The 21,395-nt window shown below is 60.9% G+C and carries 15 protein-coding genes and 1 pseudogene; 8 read left to right on the top strand and 8 right to left on the bottom strand.

Annotated features, from left to right (window positions below):
• The first annotated feature begins 92 nt into the window (after nt 1-92).
• The 5 genes and pseudogenes from FDY93_RS04110 to FDY93_RS19940 all read left to right on the top strand — a co-directional run.
• Nucleotides 93-1,058 carry a metalloregulator ArsR/SmtB family transcription factor gene (locus FDY93_RS04110; protein WP_138234461.1) on the top strand — a complete coding sequence of 322 codons (966 nt, stop codon included), beginning with the start codon at nt 93-95 and terminating at the stop codon, nt 1,056-1,058.
• Nucleotides 1,059-1,513: 455 nt separating this feature from the next.
• Nucleotides 1,514-2,734 (top strand): methionine adenosyltransferase, encoded by a 1,221-nt coding sequence (metK, locus tag FDY93_RS04105; protein ID WP_138234460.1) that lies wholly within the window; start codon nt 1,514-1,516, stop codon nt 2,732-2,734.
• Between the two features lie 105 nt (nt 2,735-2,839).
• On the top strand, nt 2,840-4,225 hold the full coding sequence (gene ahcY / locus FDY93_RS04100) for an adenosylhomocysteinase (RefSeq protein WP_138234459.1): 1,386 nt from the start codon (nt 2,840-2,842) through the stop codon (nt 4,223-4,225).
• A gap of 106 nt (nt 4,226-4,331) precedes the next feature.
• Nucleotides 4,332-5,174 (top strand): methylenetetrahydrofolate reductase [NAD(P)H], encoded by an 843-nt coding sequence (gene metF, locus FDY93_RS04095; protein WP_138234458.1) that lies wholly within the window; start codon nt 4,332-4,334, stop codon nt 5,172-5,174.
• 154 nt (nt 5,175-5,328) lie between these two features.
• Nucleotides 5,329-7,263 (top strand): annotated as a pseudogene (locus tag FDY93_RS19940) (OPT family oligopeptide transporter); the annotation flags it as partial.
• Here the strand turns inward: FDY93_RS19940 and FDY93_RS04085 are convergent.
• The 8 genes from FDY93_RS04085 to FDY93_RS04050 all read right to left on the bottom strand — a co-directional run bounded on the left by FDY93_RS04085 (nt 7,264) and on the right by FDY93_RS04050 (nt 17,144).
• On the bottom strand, nt 7,264-7,869 hold the full coding sequence (locus FDY93_RS04085; RefSeq protein ID WP_138234457.1) for an OmpA family protein: 606 nt from the start codon (nt 7,867-7,869) through the stop codon (nt 7,264-7,266).
• Nucleotides 7,870-7,989: 120 nt separating this feature from the next.
• Entirely contained in the window at nt 7,990-8,649 is a 660-nt protein-coding gene (locus tag FDY93_RS04080; protein WP_138234456.1) for an HAD family hydrolase, read from the bottom strand.
• 10 nt (nt 8,650-8,659) lie between these two features.
• Nucleotides 8,660-9,022, bottom strand: a complete 363-nt coding sequence (locus FDY93_RS04075) for a hypothetical protein (RefSeq protein ID WP_138234455.1) — start codon at nt 9,020-9,022, stop codon at nt 8,660-8,662.
• A gap of 12 nt (nt 9,023-9,034) precedes the next feature.
• Nucleotides 9,035-9,775, bottom strand: a complete 741-nt coding sequence (locus tag FDY93_RS04070) for a 16S rRNA (uracil(1498)-N(3))-methyltransferase (RefSeq protein WP_138234454.1) — start codon at nt 9,773-9,775, stop codon at nt 9,035-9,037.
• A 565-nt stretch (nt 9,776-10,340) separates the two neighbouring features.
• Nucleotides 10,341-11,519 carry a hypothetical protein gene (locus tag FDY93_RS04065; protein WP_138234453.1) on the bottom strand — a complete coding sequence of 393 codons (1,179 nt, stop codon included), beginning with the start codon at nt 11,517-11,519 and terminating at the stop codon, nt 10,341-10,343.
• 73 nt (nt 11,520-11,592) lie between these two features.
• On the bottom strand, nt 11,593-12,489 hold the full coding sequence (locus FDY93_RS04060) for a hypothetical protein (protein ID WP_138234452.1): 897 nt from the start codon (nt 12,487-12,489) through the stop codon (nt 11,593-11,595).
• A 348-nt stretch (nt 12,490-12,837) separates the two neighbouring features.
• The gene (locus tag FDY93_RS04055) at nt 12,838-15,972 is read right to left on the bottom strand and encodes an efflux RND transporter permease subunit (protein ID WP_138234451.1); all 3,135 of its coding nucleotides are present in this window, start codon (nt 15,970-15,972) and stop codon (nt 12,838-12,840) included.
• Between the two features lie 2 nt (nt 15,973-15,974).
• Nucleotides 15,975-17,144 (bottom strand): efflux RND transporter periplasmic adaptor subunit, encoded by a 1,170-nt coding sequence (locus FDY93_RS04050; protein WP_246068450.1) that lies wholly within the window; start codon nt 17,142-17,144, stop codon nt 15,975-15,977.
• A gap of 435 nt (nt 17,145-17,579) precedes the next feature.
• Here FDY93_RS04050 and FDY93_RS04045 point away from each other — a divergent pair, with 435 nt between their 5' ends.
• From FDY93_RS04045 to FDY93_RS04035, 3 genes are all read left to right on the top strand, one after another.
• The gene (locus tag FDY93_RS04045; RefSeq protein ID WP_138234450.1) at nt 17,580-19,925 is read left to right on the top strand and encodes a Tex family protein; all 2,346 of its coding nucleotides are present in this window, start codon (nt 17,580-17,582) and stop codon (nt 19,923-19,925) included.
• Nucleotides 19,926-20,047: 122 nt separating this feature from the next.
• Nucleotides 20,048-20,494: a MarR family winged helix-turn-helix transcriptional regulator gene (locus FDY93_RS04040; protein ID WP_138234449.1), complete on the top strand. Its 447-nt coding sequence runs from the start codon at nt 20,048-20,050 to the stop codon at nt 20,492-20,494.
• Nucleotides 20,495-20,721: 227 nt separating this feature from the next.
• Nucleotides 20,722-21,141, top strand: a complete 420-nt coding sequence (locus FDY93_RS04035; protein WP_138234448.1) for an organic hydroperoxide resistance protein — start codon at nt 20,722-20,724, stop codon at nt 21,139-21,141.
• Nucleotides 21,142-21,395 lie beyond the last annotated feature (254 nt).

The raw sequence follows: 21,395 nt of genomic DNA, 5'->3' as shown, positions 1-21,395 counted from the left end.
CGATGGCCCACTCCCACCTCTATCAACTATTTTTGATACACCTAAATCAAAAAATTTTGATATAGGTTCAGGCCGCTGCTAGACTCCCCACCATGTTTGACTCCAGCCACGCCCCTGCCAGCCGCGAAGTACGCGCGAGCGACCAGATTCCGCAACTGGCGGCGACCCTCAAGGCCGCCGGCGACCCGCTGCGCCTGGAGGTCCTGCGCCTGCTGAGTCAGGACTCTTACAGCGTGCTGGAGCTGTGCCGCATCTTCGATCTGCGCCAACCTGCTCTGTCGCACCATTTGAAGGTGCTGACTCAGGCGGGCCTGGTGAGCAAGCGCCGCGAGGGGAACAACCTCTTTTACCGCCGCACGGCGGGCAGCGAGCTGCTGCAGCAGTTGTTTGCCGGCCTCGATCTGTTGCCACTGACCGAGGAGCGCGCGGAGACCGTGGCGCAGATTGCGGCAGAGCGCGCGGAGGCGTCGCGCCGGTTCTTTGCGGACTACGGCAACCGCTTCCGCGAGCAGCAGGAGTTGATCGCCAGTTATAGCGTGTACGGCCCGCAGGTGGCGCAGTTGCTGAAACCGGGGCGTCACGCTTTGGAAGTGGGACCCGGCGAGGGTGAATTTCTGGCGGAGCTGGCGAATCGCTTTGGCACGGTGACGGCGTTGGATCTGTCGAAGACGATGCTGGAGCGCGCGCAGGCGTTTGCGGACGAGAAGGGTCTGCAGAATATCGAGTTTGTGTGCGACGACACCCGTGCTGCGGCGTCGCGCCCGGAAAGTTGCGATGCGATTGTGGTGAATATGGTGTTGCACCACACCCCGGAGCCGGCGCAGATTTTTCAGGATTTGCAGAAGTCCCTGAAGCTGGGGGGGCAGTTGTTGATTACGGAACTGCACGACCACGAGCAGGACTGGGCACGGGATGCCTGTGGCGATCTGTGGCTTGGGTTTGCGCCACAGCAGTTGGTTGAGTGGGCTTCTGAAGCAGGATTATCGAAAGGCCGCAGTGTGCACAGTGCTTTGCGCAACGGGTTTCAGATTCAGATTCAGGAATTTGTAAAGTCCTGAGCTTCGTAGCTTTGGTGCTCTGTTTTTAGTACCGGGCGCCAGATCACCGGGTGCACCTTTTCGGAACCGAGCTAGGCGCCCCCCTGGGAACCCATCCCTGGGAGCTGCGGCGCAAACATCCTGTTTGCGACGCTTCCGAAAAGGTCCACCCGGTGCTCTGGCTTCGCGATGAAATTATGCGCTTCGTAAGCAGAATTAACGACGAAGCTCAATAACTCGAATTTAAGGCCGGGTAGCGGGGGAAAGGTTTCAAAAGCGTCGGCAACAGGGATGTTGCCGACGCAGCGTACAGGGACGTATTCACAGCGGTTTTGAAACCTTTCACCCGCTGCCCGGCCGCCACTGAACCAGGACCAGTGCTCCAAACCAAAAGGCTACGGAGCACGCAACAAGATTTACGCTAACCGCCAGCAGCGGATAAATGGAGCGCCCGCGGCGCAAATGGAGAGATCACAATGAGTGAATACAGCATCTTTACTTCGGAATCTGTTTCCGAAGGCCATCCGGACAAAATCGCCGACCAGATTTCCGATGCAGTACTGGACGCACTGCTGGCGCGCGACAAGAACGCCCGTGTTGCCTGCGAAACCCTGGTGAAAACCGGTATCGCCATCATCGCCGGTGAAATCAGCACCTCCGCCTGGGTCGATCTCGAAGATCTGGTGCGCAAGGTCATCACCGATATTGGCTACACCTCCTCCGACGTCGGCTACGACGGCGAGACCTGTGGTGTGCTGAACGTCATCGGCAAACAGTCTGTGGATATCGCCCAGGGCGTCGACCGCGTAAAACCCGAAGACCAGGGTGCCGGCGACCAGGGCCTGATGTTTGGCTACGCCACCGACGAAACCCCTACCTTTATGCCCTCCCCGATCTACTACGCCCACCGCCTGGTAGAACGTCAGGCCGAAGCGCGCAAGTCCGGCCTGCTGCCGTGGCTGCGCCCGGATGCGAAGAGCCAGGTGACCTTCCGCTACGACGAAGACGGCAAGCCCTGCGCGATCGACGCCGTAGTGCTATCCACCCAGCACAGCCCGGAAGTTTCCCAGGAAGACCTGCGCGAAGCGGTGTTGGAATTAATCGTGCACCACGTGCTGCCGGCGGAACTGCTGCATGAAAATACCAAGTTCCACATCAACCCCACCGGCAAATTTGTGATCGGCGGCCCGGTGGGCGACTGCGGTCTGACCGGGCGCAAGATCATTGTCGACACCTACGGCGGCTCCGCCCGTCATGGCGGCGGCGCTTTCTCCGGCAAGGATCCGTCAAAAGTGGACCGCTCCGCGGCGTACGCCGGCCGTTACGTGGCGAAGAATATCGTCGCCGCCGGGCTCGCCAAGCGCTGTGAGATTCAGGTGTCTTACGCCATCGGCGTGGCCGAGCCGACATCGGTTTCCGTGAATACGTTCGGCACCGGCAAGGTGAGCGATGACAAGCTGATCGAACTGATCCGCGAGAACTTCGACCTGCGTCCCTACGCCATTTCCAAGGCGCTGGACCTGCTGCACCCCATGTACCAGCTCACCGCCGCCTACGGCCACTTCGGTCGCGAGCCGTTCGAGCATACCTACAAGTGGATCGACAGCAACGGTCACGAGCAGTCCGAAACATTCACCGCCTTCCCGTGGGAGAAGACCGACAAGGCGGAAACTTTGCGCGCACAGGCCGGAATTTAATTTACATACACTCGTCATTCCGGCGCATGCCGGAATCCAGCTGCCACGAAACTGGATACCGGCATGCGCCGGTATGACGGCGACGAAATTTCAGAGAGTTAAGTAATGAACCAGATGAGCACCGAATTCAAAGACTTCAAGGTCGCGAACATTGAACTGGCCAACTGGGGCCGCAAGGAAATTGAAATTGCCGAGGGCGAGATGCCCGCGCTGATCACCCTGCGCGAGAAATACCGCGCGGAGCAGCCGCTGGCGGGCGCCCGCATTATGGGCTGCATCCACATGACCATCCAGACCGCGGTACTGATCGAAACCCTGGTTGCCCTCGGTGCGGAAGTACGCTGGTCCTCCTGCAATATTTTCTCCACCCAGGACCATGCCGCGGCCGCCATCGCCGCGCGCGGTATTCCGGTGTTTGCCTGGAAAGGCGAAACCGAGGAAGAGTACGAGTGGTGCCTGGAGCGCACCATCGGCGCCGACGTGGCCGGCTGGCAGCCGAACATGATTCTGGACGACGGCGGCGACCTCACCGAACTTCTGCACCGCAAATACCCGGAGCTGCTGGAAAAGTGTCACGGCATTTCCGAGGAGACCACCACTGGCGTGCACCGCCTCCAGGACATGCTGAAAGCCGGCACGCTGAAAGTGCCCGCAATCAACGTCAACGACTCGGTCACCAAGAGCAAGAACGACAACAAATACGGCTGTCGCCACAGCCTGAACGATGCGATCAAGCGCGGCACCGACCACCTGCTGTCCGGCAAGAAAGCACTGGTGATTGGCTACGGTGACGTGGGCAAGGGCTCTGCGGCATCCCTGCGTCAGGAAGGCATGATCGTGAAGGTCACCGAGATCGATCCGATCTGTGCGATGCAGGCGTGCATGGACGGCTATGAGCTGGTCTCCCCGTTCATCGACGGCGTCAACACCGGCGATGCGTCTTGCATTAACAAGGACCTGTTGGCCAATACCGACCTGCTGGTGACCACCACTGGTAACGTCAACGTGTGCGACGCCAACATGCTGAAAGCGCTGAAGTCCGGCGCAGTGGTGTGCAACATCGGCCACTTTGACAACGAAATCGACACTGCCTTCATGCGCAAGAACTGGGAGTGGCAGGAAGTGAAACCGCAGGTGCACAAGATCGTGCGCAACGCGGAAACCAACGATCACCTGTTACTGCTGTCCGAGGGCCGCCTGGTGAACCTGGGCAACGCTACCGGCCACCCCAGCCGCATCATGGATGGCTCCTTCGCCAACCAGGTACTGGCCCAGATTCACCTGTACCAGGAAAAATTTGCCGACCTGCCGGCGGACCAGAAAGTGTCCGCGCTGTATGTAAAAGTACTGCCGAAAAAGCTGGACGAAGAAGTGGCGAAATACATGGTGGAAGGTTTTGGCGGTGTGATTACTCGCATGACCGAGACCCAGGCCAACTATATTGGCGTTTCTGTGGACGGCCCTTACAAGCCGGAAAGTTACAAGTATTAATTGACTCTGGTTGCTGGATGCCGGCCTGCGCCGGCATGACGGAGACAAAACAAACCCGTCATTCCGGCGCACGCCGGAATCCAGCCCGAGGGAATGGAATAGCACCATGAATGATTTGCGCATCAGCTTCGAATTTTTCCCCCCCAAGACCGAAGAGGGCCGGGAAAAACTGTACAAGACCCGCGAGGAACTGCAGGCGTTCAGCCCGGCATTTTTCTCCGTGACCTACGGTGCCGGCGGCACCACCCGCGATACCACCGCCAACATCGTGTGCAACCTGCGCCGCGACGGTGTTTCCATTGCGCCACACCTGTCCTTTGGCGGCGACAATGAAGAAACCGTGCTCGGTTTGCTCAAACGCTATAAAGAATCCGGCGTGGACCGTATTGTCGCACTGCGCGGCGATATGCCTTCCGGTATGGGTTCGGTGGCACAGCTGGTATACGCCAACGAGCTGGTGGCATTTATCCGCCGCCACACCGGCGATCACTTCCACCTGGAAGTGGCGGCCTACCCGGAAATCCACCCGGAGGCGGAAAGCTACGATGCGGATCTCCGCTTCCTGAAAGGCAAGTTCGAGGCCGGTGCCAACAGCGCGCTGACCCAGTACTTCTACAACCCGGATGCGTATTTTTACTTCCTCGACCAGTGCGAGAAGGCCGGCATCGACGCGCCGATTTACCCGGGCATCATGCCCATCACCAACTTCGCCAACCTCGCGCGTTTCTCGCGCAACTGTGGTGCGGAGATCCCGCGCTGGTTGAAGTACCGTATGGAGAGCTACCGCGATCCGGAAGATGTGAAAAAGCTCGGCCAGGAAATCGTCACCGACCTGTGTGAAACCCTGCTGGAAGGCGGCGCCCCGGGGCTGCATTTCTACACCATGAACCAGGTGGCGCCGAGCGCCGATATCCTGCGTGCGCTGAATTTCGCCGAAAGCGCGGACTGATCTGCACAGGTACATCCATTAAAAAAGGGGCATTGCGCCCCTTTTTGCTATCTTGAGAGGAAATAATTTTCAAGCCTGCTGACAAGGAGTTGTCCATGGCCGATCGTCCCCTCGTCCCCGCTGATCAGGTGATCAGCGAAATCACCCTCAAGGCATTGATCCTCGGCGCGGTACTCTCGGCGGTGCTCGCCGCGGCCAACGCCTATATCGGCCTGCTGGTCGGCCTCACCGTTTCCGCCTCCATTCCCGCCGCCGCCACCTCCATGGGGCTTTTGCGGCTGTTCCGCCGCTCCACCATCCTCGAAAACAACATGGTGCAGACCTCGGCTTCCGCCGGCGAGTCCCTCGCCGCGGGGATCATCTTTACCCTGCCGGCGCTGGTCATGATGGGGGCCTGGAGCGGATATCACTGGGGCACCATGACACTGATCGGGCTGCTCGGCGGGGTGCTTGGGGTGGCGTTTACCATTCCGCTGCGGCGCGCGCTGATCGTGGAAACGGAGCTGGCGTTTCCCGAAGGGGTGGCCACCGCCCAGGTACTGAAAACCGGCGGTATACAAACCGACAGGGATCACCCGGAGTACCGCCCCAGTGCGGAGGCCAAGCGCGGTTTTCGCATTCTGTTGGCAGCGGCCGGTCTCGGCGGCCTGATCAAACTGCTGGAGTCCGGTGTCGGCCTGCTGGCCGGCGGTGTCGCCGCCACCAAGAGCTGGCTCGGCGGCAACTGGCTGTTTACCGGCAATATCACCCTGAGTCCGGCACTGCTCGGCGTCGGCTATATCGTCGGCCTGAACGTGGCGGCGCTGGTGTTTATCGGCGGCGTAATCGGTACGATCATTGGCGTTCCGATCAACTGGTTGATTAACAGCGACGAGCTGATGCAGCTCGCCGGTGTCAGCGGCAATATGGCGGGCTGGAGCGCGCAGGACTGGGAAAATCTCGCCGGCGCCTCCTGGCAGCAGTGCCGGCGCATTGGCGTCGGCGCCATGATGGTGGGTGGCGTGTGGTCGCTGATCACACTGGCCGGCCCCTGATCGCCGGGGTTAAGGCATCGCTGCACGCCCACCGCCAGGCCAAGGCCGGCGAGGTGGCACTGCGCACCGAACAGGACATGCCAATTCCGTATGTGAGCCTGCTGGTGCTGCTGTCCGCGATACCGCTGTATTTCATCTTCCTGCACGCGCTGGACGGCTATCCCGAACGCTACTGGATCGCGGCCATCATGTCGGGGCTGATGCTGGTACTGGGATTCATTTTCGCGTCCGTTGCCGGATATATGGCGGGTCTCGTGGGCTCCAGCAACAACCCCATCAGCGGCGTCACTATTGCCACCGTGATTGTGTCGGCACTGATCCTGTTGCAGTTGATGGGCAACGAGGGCATCGCTGGCAGGCTCGGCCCGATCGCGGTGATGTACCTGGCGGGGATGATCTGCTCCGCCGCCGCCATTGCCGGCGACAATATGCAGGACCTGAAGTGCGGCCATATCCTCGGCGCCACGCCCTGGCGCCAGCAGGTGTTCCAGATTATCGGCGTTGTCGCCGCGGCGGGCGCGATTCCATTTGTACTGTCAATTCTCGACCAGGGCTACGGCATCGGCCGGGTAAGCCCACTCAACCCGGAAGCAACACCGCTGTCCGCACCTCAGGCGAGCCTGATGCGCGACTTGTCCACCGGCATTTTTGGCGCGGGCATCGAGTGGAACTACATTTTTATCGGCTTTGTCCTCGCCGCAGTGCTAATCCTGCTGGACGAAATCCAGAAACGCCGCGGCGCATTGTTCCGCTTCCCGGTGCTGGCCGTTGCGGTTGGCGTGTATCTGCCGCTCGGGCTGTCGATTCCGATTTTTCTTGGGGGGCTACTGGCACACTGGCAACAGAAACGCCGCGGTACCCATGAGGCGGAGGGCAAGGGTCTGCTGCTGGCATCGGGCCTGATCACCGGCGAGGCGCTGATGGGCGTGATTGTCGCCATACTGGCGGTGAGCGCGCCGGGCAGAGTGCCCTACCTTGGCGACTTTGCCCTGGCAACCTGGCTTGGTCTGGCGGGGTTTGCGCTGTGTTTCTGGTATCTGGCCAGAAAAAGCTGATTACTCTGCTCGCTTCGGTTTTTCGCGATTCAGGCCCACATTGACCGGCTTGCCGTCGAAGTCGATCACCCGCACCACCAACCGGCGGTTTTGCTCGCGGCCTTTCGGCGTGCTGTTGTCTGCCACCGGATCAGAATCGCCGAGGCCCGCGGCCTCCACCCGCTCGGCGCTGATCCCGCGCTCCAGCAGAAATTGGCGCACCCAGTTGGCGCGCCACTCCGACAGCTTGCGGTTTTTTTCCGGGTCGCCGGCATTGTCGGTGTGACCTTCGACCACAATCTTGAGCGCAGGGAAGTCCCGCATGATCACCAGCAGCGCTTCGATGTCCCCGAGAGTTTCCATCTTCGGCGCAAAACCGCCGGGTTCGAAATCCACATCCAGCACGAACAGTGCGCCGTCCTTGCGCTTTTGCCCCATCAGGTAGCGCACCATATCGTCGCCGAAGGGTTCCGACTCGCGCGCGACTTTCTCCCCAAACCCATTGCTCACCAGTTCGCGGGGATCAAGGGTGTACTTCTTGGTGGGGTCGGGGCAGCCGCACAGCAACAGTGCGGAAACAACCACTAATATCGGTGCCCAAAGGGGGCTCTGCCGGATAACAGACATGAGGCCGGCTCCTTCTGTGTCAGATGGCTGATCAGGATGGTAAGCGTACGGCGGATTGTAGGATCGGCGAATGTTGATCCGTAGGGCAGTGAGGATCTGATCTAGCGGCGCTGGCAGGCGTCAAAAATAATCCAGCAGTAACTGCATATCGTTGATTACCCGCGCGCCCTCGGCTTCCAGCTGGCGGGCGCGCGCGCCGTTGTGGCTGTAGCCGATCACCGGCATGCCGGCGGCCACCGCGGCCTTCACGCCGGCGATGGAGTCTTCCACCACCAGGCAGTGCTCGGGTGCGATGTCGAACTGACGCGCGCTGTGCAGGAACAGGTCCGGCCAGGGCTTGCCGCGCCCCACATCGTCGGCGCTGTAAATGCGCCCCGCGAAATACTCCCACAACCCGGTTTTGTTCAGGGTAATCTGCATTTTCGCGTGCGGGCCGGAGGAGGCCACGCAGGTCTGCAGGTCGGTGGTCTGCAGTTTTTCCAGCACTTCGCGAATGCCCGCCACCGCTTCGAGTTCGTTGTGGAACGCTTCGCGGATACGCTTCTCGGTGGCGTTGAAGTAGGACTGCGGCAGCGGCCCACCGTAGCGGGTCTCGATATCGAGAATGCAGTCTTGCGACGGGCGGCCGCTGAACTGTTCGTCCAGTTCTTCCGCGGTCGCCGGCATGCCGAGCCTCGTCATTTCCTCGGCCAGCACCCGGCAGACGATGATTTCGCTGTCTACCAGTACGCCATCGCAGTCGAAAATCACCAGCCGGGTGTTTGAATAGGGATTCACCATCGGCGTGCCATCAGGTTGCGGAGATGAGAAGAATGCCCACCAGTACGCCGACCGCGCCGGCAACGCGCACCACATTTTCATTGCCGTGCACGACGCGGAGCACGAATTCCCGCGTGCGCTCATAGCCGGACTGGAGTGCATAGGCGCCGACGACCACCAGCAGAATCCCGAGCCCATTGAACAGCGTGGCCCAGCTGCGGGTTTCCGAGATCACCAGGAAAATCATGCCGATCACGATCCGAGCCCAGGCGCCAAAATAGAACATCCGTGGGTTCATGCGCTCGCTCAGATCGCGGGCGATCTGCGGTTTCAGGATTACGAGAATGGACATAGCGGTGATCGCCACGCCAATCAACCAGACTAGTATTTTCATAGTGTGCTCCGATTAAAAGTCGCCCCATTGAAATTGCAGTACCGAAAGCGCGGCTACCGGCGCGGTTTCGGTACGCAGTACGCGCGGGCCGAGGCGCAGGGGATGAAAGCCCTGCGCCATGGCCAGTTCGATTTCGTCCGCGGAGAGCCCGCCTTCGGGACCCACCAATAATAATGTGGCCTGCGGCTTGCCCGCCTGCTGTTCCAGTTCTGCCAGTGTTGCTTTGGTGCGGTGGTGCAGCACGAGCTTGAGCGCGTTGTCGTCTTTCGCCTGTTCCAGATACTGGTGGAATTTCTGTGGCGGCAGGATTTGCGGCACGCGGTTGCGGGCGCTCTGCTCGCAGGCGCTAATGGCGATCTGTTGCCACTGGCCGAGTTTTTTGTCCATGCGTTCGCCGCTCAGTTTGACTTCGCAGCGTTCGGTAAACAGTGGCTGGATGGCGCTCACGCCCAACTCGGTGGCTTTCTGGATGACCCAGTCGAAGCGGTCGCCGCGGGAGATTCCGATGGCGAGGGTGATGGCCAGTGGAGACTGGTTGTCTTCTGCGGAATGCGCGCCAATTTGCACCCGCGCTTTTTTACCGGCTTCCAGCAGTTCTGCTTCGTACTCTCCACCGGCGCCGTCGAACAGGATCAGCGGGCGGCCGGGGCCGAGGCGCAGGACTTTGACCAGATGGCGGGAAGCGGCCTCGTCCAGCTGGACTTCGGATTTACCCGCCAGCGGCTCGGTGGAGAAGATACGGGGAATGCGCAAGGAAATTTCCTGATTCGAGGAAAAGAATTGCGTGAAGGGTAATACAGGCGGGGAAGAAGTTGTAGTTCCGAGAGTTTAGCGGTGCTCTGTTCGGAGTGCGGTGGCGGCGGAGCACCGGGTATTCGTTTTCAAAACCGCTGTAGACCCATCCCTGGGAGCTGCGGCGCAAACATCCTGTTTGCGACGCTTTTGAAAACGAATCCCCGGCACTCCACCTTCGATTCAAAGAGTTTTACTTCGTAAGCCTTAAGAGCATCCCGTACTTCGATGCGAAGCGCCCTTATCGGGACGGGGTGATTCGGTGCGAAACGATTGCCGACAGGTTGTTGAGTACCGGATTACCCCGGCCCGATAAGGGCGCGCCACAGGACCGAATACAAGCCGATAAGGGCGCGCCACCAAACCAAATGGTGACGCCCCACTTCAATCAGACCTTCTCGAAACTCACCGGCAGCTCATCGGCAATCTTGTCGCCTTTGACCTTGATGCGGATGGTCTCGTTGAGCCCGTGCCACAACACTGATTTCAAAGTACCTGCCGCCGGGTAAGGACAAACCAGCAGGGGTCAATTGGCCCAGCGCTTGTTGCCCTCGCCGAAGGTGCTGCCCCATGACTTTTGCACGCTGCGCGCATAGCCGCCCAGGGTGCTGAGGGAATCCTTGGCAATCACTATGCCTCCGCCGACAACGGCTGCGCCCGCCACCATGCCGGTGCTGGCGTCCAGTCCCAGATCCAGGCTGTCGATCACGGCGGTGAGGCCAGCGGCAGCCACGGGGCCGCCTACCACGCCCTTTGCCGAGATCAGCCCGATTTTGTCCAGGGCCGTCTTGCGCGAGTCCGCATTCCACATATCGCGCGCATCACGGTTGATTCCCACCAGCACCAGGCCCACCTTGTCGCACAGGCGCTTGAGTTCCTTTTCCGTGACGCCCGCGCCGCGCGGGTTGGAAAAGTAAACGCCCTGCAGCCCCATGGTTCTGCGATGCTCCAGCACGATTTTTTCATCCTGGGCCTGGAAGCGGGTGAGGCCGGGGTAGGTCTCCAGTACCTTCAGGGCGTTCACAAAGGTGAGCGCGCCGTCGCCATGCACCAGCCAGTTGACCTGCACCTTGGCGGCCTGCACCTGCTGGATCAGGGAAACCAGGTTGTCCCGCTGTAGGCTGTCCTTGTGGGTGTCGTTGAGCCAGTAGAGGGAGTAGTGGTTGTCGGGCTTTTCCATTTCCGACGGGCGGATGGCGCCCTTGTAGGCGTTGCAAATATGTTCCGGCAGCAGCCTGCCGGCTTCTTCCTTGCTCTTGAACTTGCCGCTGACGGTGGCGTAGTGGATATTGTTCCAGCGGTGGGATAGTTCCATTTTGGGCTGGGTCTCAGTATGGGTCCTCCATCGCTTTTCCTGGCGGTTATAGTTTACCTGGTAGAGCCCACTGGTCTGGTCGCCGCCGGGCTTGCGGATGCTCTCGTTGATGTTCAACAGCAGTATATGCACATCGCCCTTCTGGTTGACGATGTACTGAATCTGGCCGCCATTCATAGTGAGCACCGCCGGGCGCAGGGCGTAGCCACCGGAAAGGGCATTCAGGCTCCGCACCTCCCGCAGCAGGCTGGTGAGGTAATAGTTGCCCACATGCTCCCGTTTTAACTTCTCCCACCTGGGCAGGTGGCGCTCCTGTATATACACATTGCGGCCGGCGTTGCTGGAACCTCTGTCGAACAGCAGTTTCCATTTGGTATCGTCGAGTTGCATAACTCCTCCCTGTCTTACGTTATCTTCCGTTGATGCTTGGTGTGTCGAGTTGAATAAAAATCCATCCTGCGGATCAGAGGGTAAACTCCGGCGGCGGGCTGCCGGCCTTCAGAATAATGACGCCGCTCTTTTCCCCTTTCAGGTAATCGCCGTTTCGCCACTCGGGGTAAACCCACTCCAGCGGCTCGCGGCGCTCACTGGCGCAGGCGTTGGGCCATTTTTGTCTGGCGCTTTCTAGTTGCTGGCGCGCGCTGGGGCTGTATTCCAATGTCACAGTCTCCAGTACCGAGTCACGCAGCCTGTTCATATTGGCGAGGCTGTACTCGGCCGGGGCATAACCGGAATAGTTGAAACCGATACGCAGGAAATAGCGGTCTTCAAGCGGGACATACAGGCCGCACGAAGCTTCCGCCGCCAGGTGTGGCGAATCCTCGTAGTTGCCCTGGCGCAGATCCCGGTGGGATTCAAAATAGATACAGGTAGCGCCATCCAGTTGGGTCAAGCGCCAGTTGATCGGTTCTATATCTCGGGGCGTTGCCGGGTTGCCCGGCCCAGCTTCGTAATACATCTCATGAACCAGCACCTGCTCAAAGTGGGCGGGATTGAAGCAGCTCACCCCATCCGGAAACCCGTCGAGCCTGCGCAGCCCCGGGCGAAATTCTATAAATCCGTAGGGCCGGCCACTCCAGGGGGGGCCGTAAAACTCCCAATTGCGATCACCCAGTGGATCATTCCGATAGACGATGCCGCTGCGCCGCCACTCGGGCAAGTGGCTGTCATCCTGATAAGCCCCGGCATCGTGAATATTCACCCGCGCCGGCGGCGGCTCCACGCCGAAGCCGTCGTAGCGGGTATGGGGCGGCAGCACCATGCTGAGCTTGGTGCCGGAAAGATCCACCTCCACTTTTTCCCGCTGGTTGAGAAAGGGGGTGTAGGGGTGTTTTTTGGAAGCGAAGAGGCGTTTGAACATAATCCCTATGTTGCGCGGTTGACAGCGCCATAAATTCGAGAGAGGCAGTTTAAATACTGCATACCCCGGAAACAAGTTCAGAGGTTATTTAAACAACTTTCCCGAAATATCCCGCAATATCGTGTACGTTTGTGCCAATTTGGAGAGACGCCGAGGGCGAATGGAGGAGAGCGCAAATCCGCGGATATCGCCACCGTTGCCTCTCTCGATTCGGTGCGAAACGATTGCCGACAGGTTGTTGAGTACCGGATTACCCCGGCCCGATAAGGGCGCGCCACAGGACTTGTTCAAGCCAAAATGGGCGCGCCGCCGAGGCCAAAAACAACCCCGGATGGCGCACCAGAAGAATCAGACCTTCTCGAAACTCACCGGCAGCTCCTCGTGGATCTTGTCACCCTTCACCTTGATGCGCAGGGTCTCGATGATCTTGTACAGATTCGGCACCAGCAGCAGGGTGACGAAGGTGGCGCAGAGGACGCCGAACGCGAGGCTCACCACCATGGGGATCAGGAACTGCGCCTGGATCGAGCGCTCGAACATGATCGGCACCAGACCGATAAAGGTGGTGAGGGAGGTGAGGATGATCGGGCGGAAGCGGTCGCGACCGGCCTGTACCACCGCGTCCATCACCGCCACACCCTCGGCGCGCAACTGGTTGATGCGATCCATCAGTACCAGATTATCGTTCACCACCACGCCCGCCGCAGCGAGGAAGCCGAGCATGGACATGATGCTGATGTCGTAACCCATCAACATATGGCCAAGGATCGCGCCGAAGAAGCCGAACGGCACCGCGGTCAGGATCAGCAGCGGCTGCGAGTAGGAGCGGAAGGCGACGGCCAGCAGCCCGTAGATAGCGAAGATCGACAGGAAGAAGAACGCGATGATCGAGGTGCTGAATTCTTCCTCCTCCTGCATTTCACCCGCGGTCTTCAGGCTGAAACCGGGGTAGCGGCTCTCCCAGGTTGCCAGGTTCTTGTCGCGCAGCTCCTTCAGGATCTCGTTTGCCGGTGAGGTGCCTGGAATCATTTCCGCAGTGATCTGCACCGTGCGCTCGCGGTCGTTGCGGCGGATGGTGGTGTAGCCGGGAACATAGACGGCGTCCGCCACCGCGCTGAAGGGAATCTCGCCCTCGCTGGTGCGGATGCGAATGCGGTCGATCTGGTCTTCGCTGGCGCGCTCTTCCTGCGGGTAACGCACCATCACGCGCACGTCCTCGCGGCCGCGGGGAATGCGCTGCACTTCTTCACCGTAGAAACCCTGGCGCACCTGCTTGGCTACATCGGCGAGGCCGATGCCCATATTGGTGGCGTGGGGTTTCAGTTGGATCTCGATATCCTGGCGCGCGGCAATCAGGTTGTCGCGCACGTCGTACACACCGGAGAAGTTGTTGAGGGCCTGCTTCACCTCGTCCGCGGCGCGGCGCAGCTCGTCCATGTTGCCGGAGGAGGTGCTGAGGTTCAGGGACATGCCCTTGCCGCCATCGTTGATGGTGTGCTGGATGTTCATCTCCTCGATGCTGGCGGGGAGCTCGCCGATATACTCGCGCCACTTCAGCGCCAGTTGCTCGGAGGTCACATCTCGATTCTCGCCGTCGGTCAGCTGCAGCAGCACGGTGACGTTGCCCCGCCACAGGAACACCATGGTGTTCTCGACAAATTCCTTGCCGCCGTTCAGCGCCAGCATCTCGGGGTCTTTCGCGAGGATTTCACCGGCCTGTTCGAACTTCTCCATCACCCGCTTGGTCTCTTCGAACGACTCGCCCTGAGCCATGGTGGTGCGCAGTTCCAGCAGATCAGAGGGAACTTCCGGCGAGAAGGCCTTGCCGATATAGCCGCCGCCAAACAGTGCGAACGACAGGATCAGCGCCATAAAGAAGATCATGACCGTGGCGCGGCTGTTGCTCAGGGTTTTCTCCAGCAGCGGCAGATAGTACTTGTCGCCGGCGGCCTTCATGCCCGAGGCGAACTTGCCGCGTATGTCCTGCATTTTTTTGCCGAAGCCGGACGTCGCCGGCTTCTCGGGTTTCAGACCTACCAAGTGCGCCGGCAGGATCAGCAGGGATTCGACCAGGGAGAAGGTGAGGCTCAGCAGTACCACCACCGGCAGCGACATCATCATCTGCGAGGTGTAGCCCGGCAGGAACAGCATGGGCACGAAGAACACCATGGTGGAGACCACGGCGAAGATCACCGGCGCGGAGATATTTTTTACCCCCGCTTCCGCCGCCTTGAGCCCCACCTCACCGCGGTCGTGGGCGGCGTGCACCGCCTCGCCGACGATGATCGCATCGTCCACCACGATCCCGAGAATCATCAGGAAGGCGAACAGCGACAGCATATTCAGGGTGATACCGGTAATCGGCAGCAGCCAGAAGGCGCCCATGAAGGCGGTGAAAATGCCGATGGTCACCCACACTGCCAGCGCCGGGCGCAGGAACAGCATCAGCAACACGAACACCAGTGCGAGGCCGGTGACCGCGTTCCAGAACAGCATGCTCATGCGGCTTTCGTAGGCTTCGGAGAAGTCGAACCAGGCCTCGAACTCCATGCCCGGGGGCAGAGTCTCGCGCGCCTCTTTCATAAACTCGCGGATCGCTTCGGCAGTGGCCACGACATCCAGCGGCTCGCCCTGCATCACCCGCAGGTTCATCGCCGGCTTGCCGTTGAAGCGGATGATGGAACCCTCTTCCTCGAAACCGTCGTTGATGGTGGCCACGTCGCGCAGCAGCAGCTGGGTGCCGTCGGGGCGGCTCAGTACCGGGATGCGCGCGAAGTCCTCGGCGTTGTAGGCCTGGCCGCGGGTCTGCACCTGAATGTCACCGCGGTCGGAGCGCACCATGCCCGCGGGCAGGTCCAGGGAGGACCGGCGCACCGCACCGGCGACATCGTCGAACGACAGGTTGTAGCGGCGCAGGTCGATTTCAGAAACCTCGATGGAGACCTCATCGGCGCGGTCACCCCACACGTCCACACGGCGCACACCGGGCAGCAGCATCAGCTTGTCGCGCAGGTCCATCGCGGTTTCTTTGAGCTGGCGCGGGGAGACGGGACCGCCGATGGCGATCATCATCATCTGCTGTTCCCACTCTTCCAGCGCGATGACCGGGCGCTCGATATCACCCGGGAAGGTGTTGATGGAGTCCACCTGCACCTTGATGTCATTCAGCAGGCGCAGCTCGTCGTAGCCGTCCACCGCCTGGATGCGCACGGTGCTGTGGCTGCGGGCGGACCAGGAGTTGATTTCCTTGATCCCCTTCACTTCGGAAATGGCCTGCTCCACCCGCTGGGTAACCTGCTGCTCCACTTCCGCGGGACCGGCGCCGGGGTAGCTGATATCGACCTTGACCACGCCTGGGTTGATAGCCGGGAACACCTCGCGGCCTATATGCATGATGCCGAAAATCCCGCCGATGATGATCAGGAACATCAGCAGGTTGGCGGCTTTACTGTTGCGGACGAACCATCCGATGATGCCCTGCATAATCAGTAGGCTCCCTGTGCGGAGGCGGTGCTGCCCTTGGCGCCTTGCTCGGCGACGTCATCGGACTCCGGGGCCTTGTCACCGAGCATCAGGCCAGACGCGGGCTTTTCATTCAGCGGATTGGGGCTCAGCACCATGCCCTCGCGAGAATAGCCGAGGCTTGAGACCACCACCTTGTCACCCGTGGCAATATCGCCGCGCAGCCACACCTGGTCGCCCACCGCCTGCAGCAGTTCCACATCGCGGAAGCCCAGCTGGTTCTCTTCGTTCAGCACCAGGATATGGCTGCCCTCGTGCAGCGCCTGGCGCGGCAGCAGGGTGATGTCGTCGTAGGTCTTGCCGGCAATCTGCGCTTCCACGAACAGGCCGTTGATCAGCGGCGCCTCGCCCTGGTAGGGGTTGGCGACCTGCGCCACGGCGTACACAAAGCGGCTGTTGGGATCGATCGCCGCCTCGGTGCGCACGATCTGGCCGCGCCACTCGCGCTGCTGGCCGGCCAGGTTGGCAGTCATGCGCACGGCCGGGCCATTGTCGATGGCGCGGCCCAGCGGCAGCTCAAGCAGCGACAGTTGATGGTCGGTCAGCGGCAGGCGCACTTCCGCCACACCGGTGCTGTGAATGCGCGCGAGCTTGGTGCCCGGCGACACGAACTGGCCGATATCCACCAGAGTCTCCACCACGCGGCCGGCGAACGGCGCTTTCACCGCGGTGCGGTCGAGATCCAGCCTGGCCTGGTCGCGGTCCGCCTTGGCGGCGGCCAGCGCGGCTTCCGCGGCGGCCAGCTGCGGCTTGCGCAGGAACAGATCGTTGGCGGTGGCGGTGCCGAGGTCGCGCCACTCGCGCTTGGCCTGCTTCGCCATCCCCTGCTCCTGGGCCAGGGACGCGGCGGCGGTGGCCACCTGGGATTCGCTGCGGGTCAGCTGGTGACGGTAGTCCGCGGACTCGATCTGGATCAGTGAATCGCCCTGCTTGAAGAAGCCACCGGGCACGAACGCATCGCTCACGCTCTCGATCACGCCGCCAACCCGCGCCACCACTTCAATCTCGTGACGGGCGTGCACCGAACCCTGGCTCGGTACCAATAACGTGTGGCGGCCAGGCTCCGCGTAGAGAATATCCGCCACCGGCGGCACCGCCGCTTCAGCAACTTTTTCCTCAGGTTTTGGCGCCATCAACACAACGGCGGCTATCGCAGCCGCACCAACTAGAACCACAAGACCCAAGACTTTGTTTTTACTTGTACTTTTGTTCGAAGGATTCACAGATGCTTCCACTGATCAAAATTTAACTAGTCGGGCATTCTACAGGTGTTGCACAACATTGGAACTGTCACCGGGTGCAGGCCGTCGCAGCAAAATGCGCTTGACCGCAAATGCGTACTGTGCGCAATTCACGCCGCACAATTTCACGCCCTTTCCATGTTGGTCAGTGCCCTCGCATGGCCCATAATGGCCGCCGAATTTTTTCGGTCAGCACCCGCAGTTGGACACTAACCGTTCACCCGCTATCGCTGCCAAGGCCCATTAGCGCGCCCGTATTTGCGACCGGGTCCGGCGCGGCCGTCGAACCGTGAACCCTGATGACTTCCCGAGGATGTAAAGAACAATATGCTGGATATCAACGCCCGTATTGCCGAAGAACTCAACGTGCGCCCGCAACAGGTGGCCGCTGCCGTGGGCCTGCTGGACGAGGGCGCCACCGTGCCCTTTATTTCCCGCTACCGTAAGGAAGTGACCGGCGAGCTGGACGACACCCAGCTGCGCACCCTGGAAGAGCGCCTGCGCTACCTGCGCGAGCTGGAAGAGCGCCGCGCCGCGATCCTGAAAAGCATCGACGAGCAGGGCAAGCTGACCCCGGAACTGGCCGCGCAGATCAACGCCGCCGACACCAAGAACCGCCTCGAAGACCTCTACCTCCCCTACAAACCCAAGCGCCGCACCAAGGGCCAGATCGCCATCGAAGCGGGCCTCGAACCACTGGCCGACGCCCTCTATGCGGACCCGGCCCTGAACCCGGAAGAGGAAGCGCAGAAGTACCTCACCAGCGACAACGAAGACCCCGCCCTGCACGTGAAAGACATCAAGAGCGCGCTGGACGGCGCCAAGTTCATCCTGATGGAGCGCTTCGCCGAAGACGCCGAACTGCTGGGCAAGCTGCGCGACTTCCTGAGCCGCGACGGCCTGGTCAAGTCCAAGCTGCTGGAGGGCAAGGAAGAGGAGGGCGCCAAGTTCCGCGACTACTTCGAATACGCCGAGCCCTTCTCCAAGGTGCCCAGCCACCGCGCGCTGGCCATATTCCGCGGCCGCAACGAGGGTATCCTCGCCATCAACCTGGGCCTCGACGGTGACGAAGAGCGCACGCCCTCGCAGGCGCACCCCTGCGAAGCGATGATCGCGCGCCACGTGGAGATCGAAGATCAGGGCCGCGCCGCCGACAAATGGCTGGGTGAAGTGGTGCGCTGGACCTGGCGCATCAAGCTGCTCACCAGCCTGGAAACCGACCTGCTTGGCCAGCTGCGCGAAATGGCGGAAGAAGAGGCCATCAAGGTGTTCTCCCGCAATCTGAAAGACCTGCTGCTGGCGGCCCCCGCCGGCCAGAAGGCCACCATCGGCCTCGACCCGGGCCTGCGCACCGGCGTCAAGGTCGCGGTAGTGGACGCCACCGGCAAGGTGCTGGACCACACCGCCATCTACCCCACGCCGCCGCAGAATCGCATCCAGGAATCCGCCGCGATCATCGCCGCCTTCTGCAACAAATACGACGTGGGCCTGATCGCCATCGGCAACGGCACCGCCAGCCGCGAGACCGACAAGTTCGTCGGCGACACCATCAAGCAGTACAAACTCAATGTGCAGAAAGTTGTGGTCAACGAGGCCGGCGCCTCCGTGTACTCCGCCTCCGAATTTGCCGCCAAGGAATTCCCGGATCTGGACGTGACCATCCGCGGTGCCATCTCCATCGCGCGCCGTTTGCAGGACCCGCTTGCGGAGCTGGTGAAGATCGACCCCAAGTCCATCGGTGTGGGCCAGTACCAGCACGACGTATCCCAATCCCAGCTGGCGCGCTCGCTCGATGCGGTGGTGGAAGACTGTGTGAACGGCGTGGGCGCCGAACTGAACTCCGCCTCCGCGCCGCTGCTGGCGCGGGTGTCCGGCCTCACCGCCTCCATCGCCGCCAACATTGTGACCTACCGCGACCAGAACGGCGCCTTCAAGAGCCGCGACCAGCTGAAGGAAGTGCCGCGCCTCGGACCCAAGGCGTTCGAACAGGCCGCCGGCTTCCTGCGCATCAACAACGGCGAGAACCCGCTGGACCGCTCCGGCGTGCACCCGGAGTCCTACATTGTGGTCAAGCGCATCGCCGAGAAAAACGGCCGCGAGATCAACAGCCTGATCGGCGACTCCGCGTTCCTGCGCAAGCTGAACCCGATGGACTACACCGATGAAAAATTCGGTCTGCCCACGGTAAAAGACATCATCGCCGAACTGGAAAAACCCGGCCGCGACCCGCGCCCGGAATTCCGCACCGCCAAGTTCGAAGAGGGCGTGGAAGAGATCAAGGATCTGCGCCCGGGCATGGTGCTGGAAGGCACCGTCACCAATGTCACCAACTTCGGCGCATTTGTGGATATCGGCGTACACCAGGACGGTCTGGTCCACATCTCCGCGCTGTCGGAGCGATTCGTCAAGGATCCGCACGAAGTGGTGAAGGCCGGCGACATCGTCAAGGTGAAAGTGATGGAAGTGGACGTGGCGCGCAAGCGTATCGGCCTGTCCATGCGCATGAGCGACGAGCCCGGCGAACAGGGCAGCGGCGGCGTGCAGAAGGGCGACCATCGCGAGTCTCGCCAGGCGCAGCGCCACAATAACAAAAATCGCCAGCAACCCGCGGGCAACGGCGGCCGCGGCAGCATGGGCGACCTACTGGCGGCGGCGATGAAAGGCAAGAAATAACTGGCCGCGCAAGCGACAGGGCGGTCTTCGGACCGCCCTTTTTCATTCAGGGCATCATGCCTATTCCGCGCCGGCTTGTTTTACACTTGCCATCCACGTTCGATGCAAGGCGTCCGGCGCTAATGGCCAAATCTCAAGACGACAACCTCAGACTCGACAACCAGCTCTGCTTCAGTCTCTACTCCACCTCGCTGGCGATGGGAAAACTGTACAAGCCGATTCTCGATGAGCTGGGACTCACCTACCCCCAGTACCTGATGATGATGGTGCTGTGGGAACAGGACGGCATCACGATTACAGACCTCAGTGCCCGCCTGATGCAGGACAAGGGTGCCCTGAGCCCAGTCATCCGCCGCCTGGAGCGCCAGGACCTGATCGAGCGCCGGCGCGACCCGCAAGACGACCGCCGGGTACTGATTCAGCTGTCGGCGGCGGGCCGCAGGCTGCAGCAACAGGCCAAAGATATCCCCGAACGGGTGTTCTGCATCAGCGGGCTGGATGAGAAAACCGCACGCAAACTGAAGCTGCAGCTGGATACACTGCGCGATACGCTCAATACCCATCTTTGACCTTCACCCGCGCCCATCGTTAGCGCCCAGTCGCGATTCCCAGTCCATCACCGCGAGCAGGACCATCCTGCCTCCCGAGCCGCTGACAACCCGGCAGTGCTATCGGGCACATAGCCACAATCAATTATCGCAATAACTGTTATCGCGATAACTTTGTTCCCGCAATCACGACAGCGGCGACGCAAGCCGGCATCACCGCAAACACGAACGACATAGGAGATGGAATCATGAAAACACTTTATACCGCTTCAGCAACAGTAACCGGTGGACGCGACGGCAAGGCCGTTTCTTCAGACGGCGTATTGGACCTGGCGCTCACAACCCCGAAAGAACTGGGCGGTAGCGGCGGCGCCGCCACCAATCCGGAGCAGCTGTTCGCCGCGGGCTACTCCGCCTGTTTTATCGGCGCCATGAAATTTGTCGGCGGCCAGTCCAAGGTCGCAATCCCGGCAACCGCCAGCGTGCGCGGCGAGGTCGGTATCGGCCAGGTGGAAGGCGGCTTCGGTCTTGAGGTCGACCTGCATGTGAACCTGCCCGGGCTTGCGCAGGCCGTTGCAGAAAAACTGGTCGCGCAGGCACACCAGGTGTGTCCTTACTCCAATGCCACCCGCGGCAATATCGACGTGCGCCTGCATGTGACTACCTGACGAAAAAAGGGGGGCATAAGCCCCCCGATAGAGAACAAGGTATTTTACCTTTGGATCAGAATGCGTAACGCATTCCCAATGTCGCCTGGCGGCGATAGAGAATGTTTGACTGGTGCGAGGTAAATGCGAACGAGACGTTCACTTTGGCCAGGTGCGCGTGTTCGCTCATGATGCATCCATCCTGTGATCCGTACTTCGCCTGTGAGAGCTTCGATTGTGGGATGGAGGTTAGCGGAGCGGTGTGGTAGCGAGCG

This window comes from Microbulbifer harenosus (assembly GCF_005771435.1).
Classification (GTDB): domain Bacteria; phylum Pseudomonadota; class Gammaproteobacteria; order Pseudomonadales; family Cellvibrionaceae; genus Microbulbifer; species Microbulbifer harenosus.
The sequence above is the reverse complement of the archived record's forward strand: the minus strand, read 5'-3'. Positions and strand labels throughout refer to the sequence as shown.

Excerpts from the sequence above, each read along its gene's own strand:
- FDY93_RS04110 (WP_138234461.1), top strand. The coding sequence starts at position 93 with ATGTTTGACTCCAGCCACGCCCCTGCCAGCCGCGAAGTACGCGCGAGC.
- metK (WP_138234460.1), top strand. The coding sequence starts at position 1,514 with ATGAGTGAATACAGCATCTTTACTTCGGAATCTGTTTCCGAAGGCCAT.
- ahcY (WP_138234459.1), top strand. The coding sequence starts at position 2,840 with ATGAACCAGATGAGCACCGAATTCAAAGACTTCAAGGTCGCGAACATT.
- metF (WP_138234458.1), top strand. The coding sequence starts at position 4,332 with ATGAATGATTTGCGCATCAGCTTCGAATTTTTCCCCCCCAAGACCGAA.
- FDY93_RS04085 (WP_138234457.1), bottom strand. The coding sequence starts at position 7,869 with ATGTCTGTTATCCGGCAGAGCCCCCTTTGGGCACCGATATTAGTGGTT.
- FDY93_RS04080 (WP_138234456.1), bottom strand. The coding sequence starts at position 8,649 with ATGGTGAATCCCTATTCAAACACCCGGCTGGTGATTTTCGACTGCGAT.
- FDY93_RS04075 (WP_138234455.1), bottom strand. The coding sequence starts at position 9,022 with ATGAAAATACTAGTCTGGTTGATTGGCGTGGCGATCACCGCTATGTCC.
- FDY93_RS04065 (WP_138234453.1), bottom strand. The coding sequence starts at position 11,519 with ATGCAACTCGACGATACCAAATGGAAACTGCTGTTCGACAGAGGTTCC.
- FDY93_RS04060 (WP_138234452.1), bottom strand. The coding sequence starts at position 12,489 with ATGTTCAAACGCCTCTTCGCTTCCAAAAAACACCCCTACACCCCCTTT.
- FDY93_RS04055 (WP_138234451.1), bottom strand. The coding sequence starts at position 15,972 with ATGCAGGGCATCATCGGATGGTTCGTCCGCAACAGTAAAGCCGCCAAC.
- FDY93_RS04050 (WP_246068450.1), bottom strand. The coding sequence starts at position 17,144 with ATGGCGCCAAAACCTGAGGAAAAAGTTGCTGAAGCGGCGGTGCCGCCG.
- FDY93_RS04045 (WP_138234450.1), top strand. The coding sequence starts at position 17,580 with ATGCTGGATATCAACGCCCGTATTGCCGAAGAACTCAACGTGCGCCCG.
- FDY93_RS04040 (WP_138234449.1), top strand. The coding sequence starts at position 20,048 with ATGGCCAAATCTCAAGACGACAACCTCAGACTCGACAACCAGCTCTGC.
- FDY93_RS04035 (WP_138234448.1), top strand. The coding sequence starts at position 20,722 with ATGAAAACACTTTATACCGCTTCAGCAACAGTAACCGGTGGACGCGAC.